Here is a 14,127-nt window from a genome sequence, read left to right as displayed (position 1 = left end):
ATGAAAGAAGCATTACTAACCATTTTCACCTGCCTTTCATTCCTATTATCGTATGCACAAAACCCCATTGGGTTGCCGCAAATTGTAAATTATTCTAATTTGGATTACAAGGGCGGTATTCAAAACTGGGCTATTGATCAGGATAAGGATGGAAGGGTATATTTTGCTAATAACGAAGGGCTGTTATCTTTTGACGGTAAGCACTGGAAACTTAACCGTTTGCCTAATAACACAGTAGTTCATGCTTTAAAGATAGATGCCAGCGGAAAAATTTACGTAGGTGCTCAGGATGAGATAGGCTACTACCTGCCTGATAGCCGTGGAATATTAACCTATCATTCGCTAAAACCGCTTATGCCCGAATCGAGCCGGCAATTTGCGGATATTTGGAATATCTGCCAGCAGGACGGCGCCACGTTTTTCCGTACGGTTGAGAAGATATTTTATTTGAAAGACGGAATTGTAAGCGTTTTTAAAACGAACAACGAGTGGACGTTTTTAGGTTCGGCGCAAAACCAGGTTTATGCCCAGCAAAAGCATGAAGGGCTTATGGTATTTAGAGAAGGCACATGGCAAACTGCCTGCAGTGCCCCGATTTTAAAAGAAGGCATTGTTACAGCAGTATTAGATTATGCGCCCGGTACCTTGCTTATTGCCACGCTTAAAAACGGGCTTTTTCTGCTAACCGGAAACCAGCTCATACCTAAAAATACCGATGCCGATCAAATTTTCAATACCAGCTATATTTATTGTGCTATTCCGGTAAATAGGGAATGGTTTGCTGTTGGAACCACTACTTCTGCCTGTTATATCATCGACCGAAACGGCAAAGTCATTCAGCATTTCTCGAGCGACGAGGGGTTACAGAAGAACTACATTCGAAACCTGTTTACCGACCATGCCAAAAACCTTTGGCTGGCGCTGGATGACGGAATTGATTTTATTGCATTTAACAGCGCCATAAAGCAGATCTTTCCTGACAATAAAAAGCAGATCAGCAGCTACACCTCGTATATTTTTAACCAGAACTTGTACGTAGGTGCATCAAACGGCTTATTTCACCTGCCCATTAATAACAGCATTAAAGACCTGAGTTACTCGCGCGGCGAATTTAAAGAAGTAAGCAACCTTAAAGGGCAGGTGTGGGGTTTGCAAGAAATTAATCACCAGTTGTTATTAGGGCATGAGGATGGCACTTTTAACGTAGAGCAAAACCAATTAAAACCGGTTAATCAATCTATTGGCACTTGGTTATTTGAGCCCATATCGCCCATTGAGCCATCGCCCGATGCTTTAGCTGGCACTTACGAAGGCTTGCAACTATTGCATTTTGACAAAGGCACCTTTGTAAACGCCGGACCTATTACGGGGCTGGATAAAATTTCTCTGCGGTTTATGGCTTATGATCACAGCAACAACATTGTGTGGTCATCGCACCCTTACCGTGGCGTGTTTAAGTTGAACCTTTCGGCCGACCATAAACGCATCCTTAAGAGTAAACTGCTTACTGTTAAGGATGGATTGCCATCAACCTTGGGTAACTATCTTTTCCATATCAAAAACCGGATTGTAGTGGCTACGCTTAAAGGCATTTATGAGTATAACGACCATACGCAAAGGTTTGAGCACTCCGCTTTCTTTTATCCGTACGTAAAAAACACTGCCCTGCATTATTTGAACGAGGACCGGGCCGGCAACGTTTGGTTTGTAAACGAGAAAAAGTTGGGTGTTATTGATTTTTCGACTAATAAGAACCATCCTACGGTAGTTTATTTTCCGGAGTTGACATCTAAACTCGTATCGGGTTTTGAGCATATTTATCCATTTAACCAGCAAAATATATTTGTGGGCGCTAACAAGGGTATTTACCACATTAACTTTTTAAAATACCGCGAGCAGAGCAAGCAGTTAAACGCGTTGCTAACTCAAGTTAAAATATTTGGTAAAAAGGATAGCATTGTATTTGGCGGATACAGCAGCGGCAACATCAGCCAGGTAAAATTACCTTATGATTTAAATTCGCTGCAGTTCGAGTTCTCATCAACCCTGTATGAGCAGCAAAACACTATTGAGTTTAGCTACCAGTTGAGCGGATTTGATAAAGATTGGTCGGCCTGGAGCACCAAGGCAGAGAAGGAGTACACCAATTTGCCACCGGGTAAATATATTTTTAAAGTAAAGGCGCGTAATAATTTAGGTAACGAATCGAAACCGATTGAGCATTTAGTAATCATTGAACCGGCCTGGTATCAAACCTGGTGGTTTTACCTGTTTTGTGTGTGCATAGCAGCCGGATTTATGTACCTGCTAACTAAACGGCAGCAAAAGCAACACGTACAAGAGCAAGAAAAACTAAAATATCTGCATCAGCTGGAGCTGGAACACAACGAGCGGGAGATTATGAAGCTGCAGAACGAAAAGCTGGTGGCCGATGTTGTTTACAAGAACAAGGAGTTGGCATCAACCACTATGCACCTGGTGCAGCGGGGTAAACTGCTGGCAAAAATTAAAGAGGAGTTGCTGCCTTTAGCCAACAGCAGCTCGGGCGATAAAGCTGCCGAATTTAAAAGGGTGATTAAGTTATTGAATGAGGCAGAAAGGAATGATGCCGACTGGGAGCAGTTTGCCATTCACTTCGATATGATTCACTCCAACTTTCTGAGCCGCCTTAAAGAGCGGTTCCCGGATCTAAGCCCGAATGATCTGAAGCTTTGCGCCTACCTCAAAATGAACCTTACCTCCAAAGAAATTGCGCAACTGATGAGTATTACTATTAAAGCCGTAGAAGTGAGCCGATACCGTTTACGTAAGAAAATGCAGATACCATCAGACGTGCCACTGTTTGATTATCTGATTAACGCTATTAATTATAATTACCAGGAATAAAAGAGACAGTTTATTAAAAAGCTTTGTTGATATCAAGTAATGATTAACTCATTACTATTTAAGCATTAATGAGCGGCAGCGTGAACCAAAAGGTACTTCCGTTGCCATACTCGCTTTCGGCCCCGATCTGGCCATTGTGCCTTTTAATAATCTCAGAACAGATATAGAGGCCTAGGCCCAATCCTGAGTATTGTATACCGCTGTTGTCAACCCGGTAATAGCGGTCAAACAAGTTGGGCAGCTTTTCGGGCGGAATACCCGGACCTTTATCAATTACAGACACCTTAGCCATCGAACCTTGCTTCTCCAGGTTTATGATGATTTCCTTAGCATCAGGTGCATATTTAATAACGTTATTAACCAAATTGGTAATCACTTGCTCAATTTTATCTGCATCGGCATATGCCTGCAAATCTTTATTCCCAGTTACAACCACCTCATGCCCTGCTTCTGTATGTACATTTTGGCAGCATTCGGTAACCAGGCTGCTTAGTGCAACGCTGCTTTTATTTAAGTGCAGCTGGCCTTCTGTCATTTTAGTGGTGTTGAGTAAGTCGCTGATCAGCACACTCAACTTGTTCAAGCTTTTATTAGCCTGATCTATTAGTACGGGCAGCATTTTAGGTGAAGGGTTATCCTTCATGCGTGAAAGCAATTGCAGCGATGCTTTAAGGCTAGTAACTGGTGTACGTAACTCGTGGCTGGCTACACTTATAAATTCATCCTTATTCTGAATGTTCTTCCGGCGGATGCTTACATCCATAAAGGTACCTATGCCCCCAACAATATGCCCGTTATCGTCACGTAAAGGTGCAGCATTAATAGAGATGTAAAAACGCTCACCTTCTGGAGGCTGCACAGCAATCTCCTGATCAAAAAGAGGTTCACCTGTACGCATAATCACGGCCATGGGGTGCTCCCCGTCTGGCAATGGCGTACCGTCAATTCTTAAATTCTGCCACTTCGGATCGTCATACGTTCGTTTCAGAATTTCGTGCTCCTTTACGCCTAATATTTTTTGCGCCATGGGGTTGGCGTAAATTAATTTACCCTCAACGTCAATTATACCTACTCCCTCGGCCATTGTTTCGAGTATGCGGCTCAACTGTTGCTGGTTGCTGCGCAGCTCTTCCTCCACCCTGGTCTTCTCTTCTATATTTTTTTCGAGTTGGCGGGTACGCTCTTTAACTGTATGCTCCAAAGTGGCATTTAGGTGCTGCGCCACTTTTTGTGCCTCTTCCAGTTCAGCATTTTTTTGCTTGAGCAGCTTTTGTGTTTCCTTTTGCCCGGTAAGGTCGGTTATGATAATGCTTAATGCTAATCCTTCGTCTAAATCGAGCGTTTTAAGCGATAACAAAACCGGTAGTTCGGCACCATCGGCAGCAAGCAGGGTAAGCTCATCTTTAATATTATCCGCCCACGCTTTGGCAATTAGCTCCTTGCATTCCCGCTGGCAATCGTCGGTAACGTAACTAAAGAATGATTTACCTATTACTTTTTCAAGCGGAGAATTTACCAAGCCGGCAAATTGTGAATTGCTATATAATATATTACCGTCGGTGCTTAGGGTTACGGCACCCTCAGTCATTTGTTCAATAAAAATACGGTACGTTTGGTCGGCACTTTTGAGGGTGTAAAGTTGATGCCCGTCGTTAACTTTTACCACCAAGGCATCAATCTCCCCCGACCTGATGGCATCAATGGTATCAGTAGCTTCTTCCAGCTGTATGCGCAAATCGCTCAGCTCATTTAAAAGTTCCTGGTATGACTTTGAAGTTTCCAACTACAAAAATTATAATAGTCCCAGTCCGCGTAGTACCCTATCTGTGTCAGACATATCTCCAACCAGGCGTCTTTTGGGAATGGGTGTTTTTTTAATTAACATAGGCACGGCCGTTACGTCTTCGCTTTGTACCAGCAACGGTTGCTGATGCACGTCTACAATGTCCAGTTCGTATCTGCCTTTCAGGTGTGTTTCGAGTATAGCATGCAGATTATTTATGGCGCGAACAGAAACAGGAGATGTTCCGGCTACGAACAAACGCAGTACGTAAACCGTATCCTCTTCTTTTCCCCAATCGTAGGATAAGTCCCCATCATTAATCATTGTACTGCATATAAAAATCGCTTCTGTAAATTATCTGGGGCGTATATCTAAACCTACCAGCACCTTTTCTTTATTAGACAGGTCGCCGATTATTTTACGTACCGGCTCCGGCACCTTTTTTACAAGGGTAGGTATAGCCAATATCTGGTCGCCCTCGGCCAGTTGCGGTTGTACCAGTAAATCAATCACCTCAATGGTATACTGGCCAGCTAAATGTTCCTCGCAATACTTGCGCAAGTTGTTCAGTGCCGTAACCGATTTACTCGTCTTCCCTGCTACATAAAGCCGCAGTTCATAAATTTGTTCCAATGTTGCTGCTAATTATTATTTTCCGGAATCGGGTTTATTCGTTCCCCGCCTAATATCGGTAACCTTTTGGCGATTTTGTTCCAAAATTTCCTTTTTGAGATCTTCTTCAATATATACTTTGTTCAACTCTTCTTCGGTCGACTCAAATTCTGTTTTTAAGCTATCAATTTTTGCTTCAAGCACTTTGCGTTTCCTTAACAACTCTCGGTCTTTGCGGGTAATAGCATGCGTATGCAGCATTTGGCCGGTTTCTTCTAACAGCATCTGCGCTTCGCGGGCCGAGCCGGTTAGCACGCCATCCGGGCCCAAATATACATCTACCAGGTCAAGTCCTTCATCGGTAATAATAAACTCGCGTACTTGATTAGAGTGCTGCATCCCTCTCGATTTCATGATGTGTAAACCGCGGTTACGTTCGCCGTTCATTTCAATATCTTTAATGAGCAGCCAGGCATCCACTAATGAGGATACACCTTCGTCGGTTTGCTCATTAACAATGGTGTTTAAAGTTAGCGCCGTAAACATTACTGTTATCTGCTCTTCCTGTAAAAAGTCTATCAACCGTACCAGCATCGATTTTACATCGCTTACGGTACCCACGGTAATTAAATTGGTAATAGGATCGAGCACTACAATCTGCGGCTTATACTTCCGGATGGCTTTATGAATAGCCACCAGGTGCATTTCTAAACCGTACATAGTTGGCCTTGATGCATAAAACTGCAACAAGCCGTTATCAACATGGGTTTGCAGATCCATGCCTATAGATTGCATGTTACGTATAATTTGCCGGGGCGACTCCTCAAAAGCAAAATACAAGCAGCGTTCACCGCGCTGGCAGGCCTCATTTGCGAAGCTGCAACCAACGCTGGTTTTACCGGTACCTGCTGTGCCCGATACCAGTATGCTGCTGCCGCGGTAAAAACCACCTTTGCTCAGCATACCATTTAGCGCGTCTATACCTGAACTTACAGTTTCAGATGATACTTTTTTATTTAAAAGCAATGAGGTTACAGGCAATACAGAAATGCCCTCTTCATCAATTAAAAAAGGATATTCGTTAGTGCCATGTACCGAACCCCGGTACTTAACAATACGTAGCCGCCGCGTTGATATTTGGTTGATAATGCGATGATCGAGCAGGATTACACAGTCTGACACATATTCTTCAAGGCCCTGGCGGGTCAGCGATTCGTCGCCACGCTCGCCTGTTATGATAGCTGTTACCCCTTTGTTCTTTAACCACTGAAATAGCCTTCGCAGCTCGGCCCTCAAAATAGCCTGGTTAGATAGGCCCGAAAACAGATTCTCGATCGTATCGAGCACCACGCGCTTAGCGCCAATACTGTCAATTGCATAACCCAGGCGTATAAACAGGCCTTCCAGGTCATACTCGCCGGTTTCTTCAATCTCGGCACGGTCTACATGTATGTAGTCAATTTTAATTTTCTTCTCCTCCTGCAGCTTTTTTAAATCAAACCCCAAGGAGGCTACGTTGGTAGCCAGCTCATCAGCTTTTTCTTCAAAAGCAATAAACACGCCCGGTTCATTAAACTCCTGCGCGCCTCTTACAATAAACTCTAAAGAAAACAGTGTTTTGCCACAGCCCGCGCTACCACATATTAAAGTTGGCCGGCCGGTGGGTAATCCCCCTAAGGTAATCTCATCCAATCCGCTTATGCCGGTGGGTGTTTTAGGTAAATTAATAATGCTATTATTTAAATTATCGGACTGAGAAACGGACATGATTACTTGATAAGTGTGTACAAGGTACTGCTTTTTATCTCAATAAATTAATTTTGCGCTTATTTAAAGTATATTATTGCGCACAAATATTATCTAAAAAGATAGCAACACAAAGTACAAAAAGATTCATTTGCAGGCTTATACTCTGTAAACACACCCCAAATAACGCACAACACCAAGTTGTAAATTCAACTTCAGGGGAGTTGAACAAGTAAGAAAAGTAAGGTTTACATGCAGCTTCTTTAATTTGTAAGCTTTGCTATGGTTTGCTCAATTATAGCACAGCATTCATCCATTTGCAAAGCATTTATTACTAACGGCGGCGAAAAGCGTATGGTGTGGCCATGAGTTGGTTTGGCCAGCAAACCGTTATCACGTAGGGCTAAGCATATATCCCAGGCAGTAAAGGGTAGGTTGTCGGCAATATCAATTGCATTAAGTAACCCTCTTCCTCTAACTGCTGTTACTACTGCGGGGTACTTAGCTTTGAGCTGTTCCATGCGCTCCCTGAACACTAGGCCAAGGCTGTCAGCATTTTCAGGTAGAGTTTCATCTACAATTACCTGCAGTGAGGCTACACAAACTGCCGCCGCCAAAGGGTTACCACCAAAGGTAGAGCCATGCTCGCCCGGGCGAATGCATAACATAATATCATCATTAGCCAAAACGGCCGATACTGGCAGCACACCACCGGCCATGGCTTTGCCCACAATCAGCACATCGGCATGTACATCATCATAATAGCTGGCCAGCAGTTTACCTGTACGGCCAATACCGGTCTGTATCTCATCGGCCATAAGCAGTACATTATATTGCCTGCATAGGGCATGTACAGCGGCTAAATAACCTTGTTGCGGCACAATTACACCCGCTTCGCCCTGTATGGGTTCTACTAAAAAAGCACAGATGTTAGGATTGCTTTTTAAAGCATCTTCAAGCGCCTGCAAATTATTGTACGGAATAATGGTAAAGCCTGGCAGGTATGGCCCAAACTCGTCTTTAGACTCAGCACTGTCTGAAAAGGAAATGATGCCGGTTGTACGCCCATGAAAATTACCAGACGCTACCAGTATATCAGCTTTGTTATCAGCAATCCCTTTGTGCTGATAAGCCCATTTACGCGCCAGTTTAATAGCGGTTTCAACGGCTTCAGCGCCAGAGTTCATGAACAGCGCCTTATCATAATCAAACAAACGGCATACATATTCTTCTGCTTTTCCTAACTGGTCATTATAAAACGCCCGTGAGGTTAGCGTAAGCTTTTGCGCCTGGCTTATTAGCGCATTGATAATTTTAGGATGGCAATGACCCTGGTTAACGGCGCTATAGGCCGACAGGAAATCGTAATACCGCTTACCATCTACATCCCACAAGTACACCCCCTCGCCACGTGCAAGTACAACGGGCAGCGGATGATAGTTATGCGCGCCGTAGCGCTCTTCGGTATCAATGTATTGCTGGGTATGAGATAGAGTAAGCATAGGGCCAAAATATTAATTTACGTTATAAATAACGATAATGAATGCGGATTATTTATCCTGCTGTTAGCCCACAAGGTAACAAATCTGTAAGTGATAACCCATTGCCCGGTCAAAAAATAGTAATTTACCTATATTGCGTGGTCTAAAAAGCTTACTACATATTATACATATTTCATCATTGAGCATGAATAAACTCTTACTTACGGCATTTGCATTTACCCTTACAACAACTACTTATGCCCAGCAAGCACCAACCTTAACTGCTAAAGACTATGAACGTGCCGAAAGCATGTTAGGCTATAGCGCAACCCCGCTTATTGATGGTGGCATGATACGCCCCAACTGGTTGCCGGGCGATAAATTATGGTACCGCAACTTAACTGCTAACGGTGCCGAATTTGTAATGGTTGACCCTGCTAAAGGAACCCGTACACCGGCTTTCGATCATCAAAGAATGGCAGAGGCTCTATCTAAGGCAACAGGCAACCTTTACAGTGCCAATAGATTACCTTTTCAATCCATCATACCGGCTGCCTATGGTAAGTTGTTAAGCTTTTACGCCGCCGGAAAGATGTGGAAGGCAGATTTGCAGAATTATACCTTAACCGAAGATGCCAATGCTGCAGCACCTCGCTCTGTAATGCCAGGCCGCCGCGGTGGCCTAACGGGGGTAATATCGCCCGATGGTACGAAGGCTGCCTTTATAAAAGATTATAACTTATGGGTGCGCGATGTGCCCAGCGGCAAACAAACGCAGCTCACTAACGATGGCGTTAAAGATTTCGGTTATGCAACTGATAACGCAGGCTGGAAACATAGTGATATGGCTATTCTGCGTTGGTCTCCAGATTCTAAAAAAATTGCCACTTTTAAACAAGACCAGCGCAAGGTTGGCGATATGTACCTGGTGACCACCAACGTAGGAACGCCTAAACTGGAGGCCTGGAAATATCCCCTGCCTGGCGACAAGGACATACCGATGATACACCGCTGCATTATTGAAGTGGAAAAGCCTAAAGTGATTATGCTGAAGGTGCAGCCCGATCCTCACCGCGCTACTTTGAGTGATGATATATCGAGCAGTGGTACATTCGATGATGTTGACTGGAATGCTGATGCCTCGCAACTGGCCTTCGTATCTACCTCGCGCGATCATAAGCAGGAAAAAGTACGCATTGCCAATGCAGCTACTGGTGATGTACGCGAAGTGTTTGAGGAAACCGTGGCCACGCAATACGAATCGGGTTGGGACAGTATTAACTGGAAATACCTGGCAGGTAGTAATGAGATCATCTGGTTTTCGGAACGTGACAACTGGGGGCATTTGTATTTGTATGATGCGCGCACCGGCAAACTGAAAAACCAGATTACCAAGGGTAGCTTTGTGGTTACACAACTGCTAAAGGTTGATGAAAAAAACCGGCAGTTATACTTTTTGGCCGGTGGCCACGAGCCGGGTAACCCGTACTTCAGCCACTTATATCGCATAGGGTTTGATGGTAAGAAATTAACTTCGCTTACACCCGAGGATGGCAACCACCAGATTACCTTCTCACCCACCGAAAACTATTTTATAGATAGTTATTCGAAGCCCGATGTACCGGGTGCAACCGTTTTACGCAACCTGAATGGCAGGCTGATTGCATTGCTGGAGAAAACTGACATATCGCGCCTTACCGCTACCGGCTGGAAGGCGCCCACCGCTATAACCGTTAAAGCACACGATGGCAAAACGGATTTATTTGGTTTAATGTTCACGCCTACCAAGCTCGATCCTTCTAAAAAATACCCTATAATCAATTACATCTACCCTGGTCCGCAGGGCGGCAGTGTGGGTAGCTGGTCTTTTTCGCCTGTACGGGGCGACCACCAGGCACTGGCTGAGCTGGGCTTTATAGTGGTACTGATTGAGGGCACCAGCAACCCATTGCGCTCCAAAAGCTACCATGATATGAACTACGGCAACATGGCCGAAAACACACTGCCCGACCAAATTGGCGGCATGCAGCAACTGGCCCAAAAGTACCCGTACATTGATATTAACCGTGCCGGTATATGGGGACACTCGGGTGGAGGTTTTGCCACAGCATCGGCCATGTTTAAATACCCAGACTTTTTTAAAGTAGGCATATCAGAATCGGGCAACCATGAGAACCGCAACTATGAGGATGACTGGGGCGAACGCTATATTGGGTTGTTAACCAAAGATGCCAGCGGCAAATCAAACTATGAGGATCAGGCTAACCAAAATTACGCCAAGAACCTGAAAGGCAAGCTGATGCTGGTCCACGGTATGATGGATGATAACGTGCCGCCATACAATACCCTGCTGGTAGTTGAGGCATTGGAAAAAGCTAATAAGGATTACGATTTGGTGATTTTTCCTAACAGTGCACATGGTTACGGCCCTTACAGCTCCTACATGATGCGCCGCCGGTGGGATTATTTTGTACGTAACTTGCTGGGTGCCGAACCGCCGAAAGAATACCAGCTAAAAACCAAACCGGATCCACGCAACAGCCTACAGTAAAAGGAATTGCGCTTAATTAAAGTAGTATGAAAAAGCTGTTAATTTGCTTGTATATTGTTATTGCTGCATTTGAAGCGCGGGCCCAGCCTTTAAAGAGAGCGCGCAACTACGGCCTTCAGTTTGGCGTAATACCCACTGGCAAACAGAATGCAATTACAGATGTGGCCGGTGTAAAGGTGGGGCAAACCACCTTAATTAAAGGTGACAACATACGTACTGGCGTTACGGTAATCATGCCGCATGAGGGTAACGTTTTTCAGCAAAAGGTACCAGCTGCGGTGTTTGCAGGCAATGGCTTTGGCAAACTGGCCGGCAGCACACAAATTGCGGAGCTGGGCAACCTGGAAACGCCCATTGTATTAACCAATACACTTAATGTATCTACCGGCCTGGATGCGCTGATAGATTACACTTTACAGCAAAAGGGTAATGAGAAAATACAGTCGGTCAATGCAGTAGTTGGGGAAACCAACGATGGCTACCTGAATGATATACAAGGCCGGCATGTTACCAAGAATGATGTTTTACTAGCCATCCGGAACGCTAAAGCAAGCGATGTAGCCGAGGGCGCTGTTGGTGCCGGCACCGGTACGGTTTGCTTTGGTTTCAAAGGCGGTATTGGTACCGCATCTCGGCTATTGCCTAAAAGCTTGGGCGGTTACACGGTAGGCGTTTTAGTGCAAACCAACTTTGGCGGCGTATTGCAGATTGATGGCGCACCTGTGGGCCGCGAGCTGGGCAAGTTCGACTTTAGCAACCAGTTAATGAACAACGCAGATGGCTCTTGCATGATGATTGTTGCCACCGATGCGCCTTTGAATAGCCGGAATCTGCAAAGGCTGGCTAAACGTGCTTTTATGGGTCTGGCCAAAACAGGTGGCATTGCCTCCAACGGCAGCGGCGACTATGTGATCGCTTTTTCGACAGCAGCCTCGGTGCGGGTTTTTCACCAGCCTGTCCAACCCTTGCAACAAGCGGAGTATTTACAAAACGATTACGCATCACCAGTGTTTATGGCTGCTATAGAGGCAACCGAAGAAGCGATCATTAACTCGCTCTTTGCAGGTGTGGATATGAAAGGCAAAGAAGGCCATCAAGTACCAGCCTTACCGCTGGATAGGGTAATGCCTATTTTAAAGAAATATAACGTTGTGAAAAAATGAGTAAGTATACCGTTGTTAATAATGATTTTGTATTAGCTGGCGAGGCGTCGGTTTTGATTACAGATTTAGCTGTACAAAGAGGATATGGCATTTTTGATTTTTTTAAAATCATTAACGGGCAGCCCATCTTTTTAGAAGATCATCTGGACCGCTTTTATCATTCGGCCGGGCAATTGCGTCTGCCAGTTGCTTATAATCGCGATGAGCTAAAAGCAGTGCTGTTTGAGCTGATGAAAAAGAATGGGGTATCTGACTCCGGCATCCGGATTACGCTTACCGGCGGCTACTCACCTGATGGATATACAGTAGTTAAGCCGAACATGATCATAACACAACAGCCGCTTACCATAAGTAAGGAGATTAACACCCAGGGCATTAAAGTTATAACTCACCCTCACCAGCGCCAAATGGCCCACATTAAAACAATAGACTATTTAATGGCTATATGGCTGCAGCCCCTTATTAAAGAGAAAGGTGCTGATGATGTGCTGTATCATAATAACGGTATGGTGAAGGAGGTACCGCGGGCTAATTTCTTTATTGTCACCCCCAATAATGAGGTACTTACAAGCGGAACTGGTGTGTTAAAAGGCATTATACGCAAACAATTATTAGGACTTAACGGCAACGGCTTCAACGTACAGGAACGCGAAATAAGCCTGGAAGAAGTAATGGCCTGTAAAGAAGCCTTCATCACCAGTTCAACTAAGAACATACTGCCTGTTACCGAAATAGACGGCCATGTAATTGGCAATGGTGGGGCGGGTGAGGTTAGTAAAGCATTGAGCGAAAAACTGACATCACTGTTTAATTAAACATTTAAGCATCCCTCTATAAAACAAGAACAGCAGTTGCCGAGCAACTGCTGTTCTTGTTTTAATACAATATACAGGATGATTTACTTCTTGTCTGGAGCTTTGTCTATCAGTTCCATAAACTGATCAAGTTTTGGTGTGATGATAATTTGCGTACGGCGGTTACGTATTCTGCCGGCTTCGTTATCATTGCTGGTTAGCGGATTAAACTCGCCGCGGCCACCGGCAGTAAGCCTTTTAGGATCAACACCGTAATTGGTTTGCAAAGCCATCACTACTGATGAAGCTCTCAACGCGCTCAAATCCCAGTTGTTACGAATGTTAGGTTTAGAAATTGGAATATTATCGGTATTACCTTCAATCAGTACATCATAGTCTTTATAATCAGTAATAATCTTGGCAATTTTACTCAGGGTTGCACCTGCCGCATCCGAAATTTCGTAGCTGCCTGATTTGTACAGCATATTATCAGATAACGACACATAAACCACGCCTTTAAGCACCTGCACGTTTACGTCTTTAGATTCTTGCTGGCTTAATGAACGGGTAAGGTTGTTGGTAAGCACCATATTGAGCGAATCACTCTTATTTTTGCTGTTCACCAACTGCTGAATGTATTTGTTGGATGAATTAATTTCATCAACCAGCTTAGAGATGTTTACGTTACCCTGGCCGGATGAAGTTAAACACTTATCGAGCGCAGCCTGCAACGATTTTAGGTTAGAGCGCTCAGAAGCAATCTAATCTTCTAAACTGGTAACGCGTGTTTTTGCAGAAGCTAAATCTTTTTGGCTATTTAAATACCGTACATTAAGATCCTGGTGCTTGGTACGCAGGGTATCATAACTGGTTTGCAGCTGCTGATACTTTTTGGAGCTTACACAGCCCGACGCCAGAACGACGGCGAGTAAAGCTATTGGCAAAATTGAAACTTTCATAGTTATGTGCTAAAATTTAAACATTACGCATCAGCACCATTGTTGAAAGCTGTTTGATAAAACTGCACTATAATAGATGCAGCAACGATGGCTGATGCTGTTGAATTATTCCTGTTCACAACAAAAAGCCCGCCAATTAGTTTGGAGCACTC

Annotated in this window: 9 protein-coding genes and 1 pseudogene; 4 read left to right on the top strand and 6 right to left on the bottom strand. The window is 44.4% G+C overall.

The window, feature by feature from the left end:
• A complete protein-coding gene (locus ABDD95_RS01840) occupies positions 1-2,886 on the top strand; it encodes a triple tyrosine motif-containing protein (protein WP_345950202.1) in 2,886 nt (961 codons plus the stop codon).
• Positions 2,887-2,944: 58 nt separating this feature from the next.
• Here ABDD95_RS01840 and ABDD95_RS01835 read toward each other — a convergent pair whose 3' ends face one another.
• The 5 genes from ABDD95_RS01835 to rocD form a co-directional block, all read right to left on the bottom strand.
• The gene (locus ABDD95_RS01835; RefSeq protein ID WP_345950201.1) at positions 2,945-4,669 is read right to left on the bottom strand and encodes an ATP-binding protein; all 1,725 of its coding nucleotides are present in this window, start codon (positions 4,667-4,669) and stop codon (positions 2,945-2,947) included.
• A gap of 9 nt (positions 4,670-4,678) precedes the next feature.
• Complete coding sequence (locus ABDD95_RS01830; RefSeq protein WP_345950200.1) at positions 4,679-4,993, bottom strand: circadian clock KaiB family protein; 315 nt, start codon at positions 4,991-4,993, stop codon at positions 4,679-4,681.
• Between the two features lie 30 nt (positions 4,994-5,023).
• A complete protein-coding gene (kaiB, locus tag ABDD95_RS01825; RefSeq protein WP_345950199.1) occupies positions 5,024-5,302 on the bottom strand; it encodes a circadian clock protein KaiB in 279 nt (92 codons plus the stop codon).
• A 15-nt stretch (positions 5,303-5,317) separates the two neighbouring features.
• Complete coding sequence (gene kaiC, locus ABDD95_RS01820; RefSeq protein ID WP_345950198.1) at positions 5,318-7,048, bottom strand: circadian clock protein KaiC; 1,731 nt, start codon at positions 7,046-7,048, stop codon at positions 5,318-5,320.
• 242 nt (positions 7,049-7,290) lie between these two features.
• The gene (gene rocD, locus ABDD95_RS01815; protein ID WP_345950197.1) at positions 7,291-8,529 is read right to left on the bottom strand and encodes an ornithine--oxo-acid transaminase; all 1,239 of its coding nucleotides are present in this window, start codon (positions 8,527-8,529) and stop codon (positions 7,291-7,293) included.
• 184 nt (positions 8,530-8,713) lie between these two features.
• Here rocD and ABDD95_RS01810 point away from each other — a divergent pair, with 184 nt between their 5' ends.
• From ABDD95_RS01810 to ABDD95_RS01800, 3 genes are read left to right on the top strand one after another with little or no spacing between them, the layout of a single operon-like run.
• Positions 8,714-11,059, top strand: a complete 2,346-nt coding sequence (locus ABDD95_RS01810; RefSeq protein ID WP_345950196.1) for a DPP IV N-terminal domain-containing protein — start codon at positions 8,714-8,716, stop codon at positions 11,057-11,059.
• A 26-nt stretch (positions 11,060-11,085) separates the two neighbouring features.
• A complete protein-coding gene (locus ABDD95_RS01805; protein ID WP_345950195.1) occupies positions 11,086-12,222 on the top strand; it encodes a P1 family peptidase in 1,137 nt (378 codons plus the stop codon).
• Complete coding sequence (locus ABDD95_RS01800; RefSeq protein WP_345950194.1) at positions 12,219-13,037, top strand: aminotransferase class IV; 819 nt, start codon at positions 12,219-12,221, stop codon at positions 13,035-13,037. The genes ABDD95_RS01805 and ABDD95_RS01800 overlap by 4 nt, the downstream gene beginning before the upstream one ends.
• Before the next feature lie 83 nt (positions 13,038-13,120).
• Here ABDD95_RS01800 and ABDD95_RS01795 read toward each other — a convergent pair.
• Positions 13,121-13,975: pseudogene (locus ABDD95_RS01795) on the bottom strand (OmpA family protein).
• Positions 13,976-14,127: the final 152 nt, after the last annotated feature.

This window comes from Mucilaginibacter sp. PAMB04274 (assembly GCF_039634385.2).
GTDB lineage: Bacteria > Bacteroidota > Bacteroidia > Sphingobacteriales > Sphingobacteriaceae > Mucilaginibacter.
The sequence above is the reverse complement of the archived record's forward strand: the minus strand, read 5'-3'. Positions and strand labels throughout refer to the sequence as shown.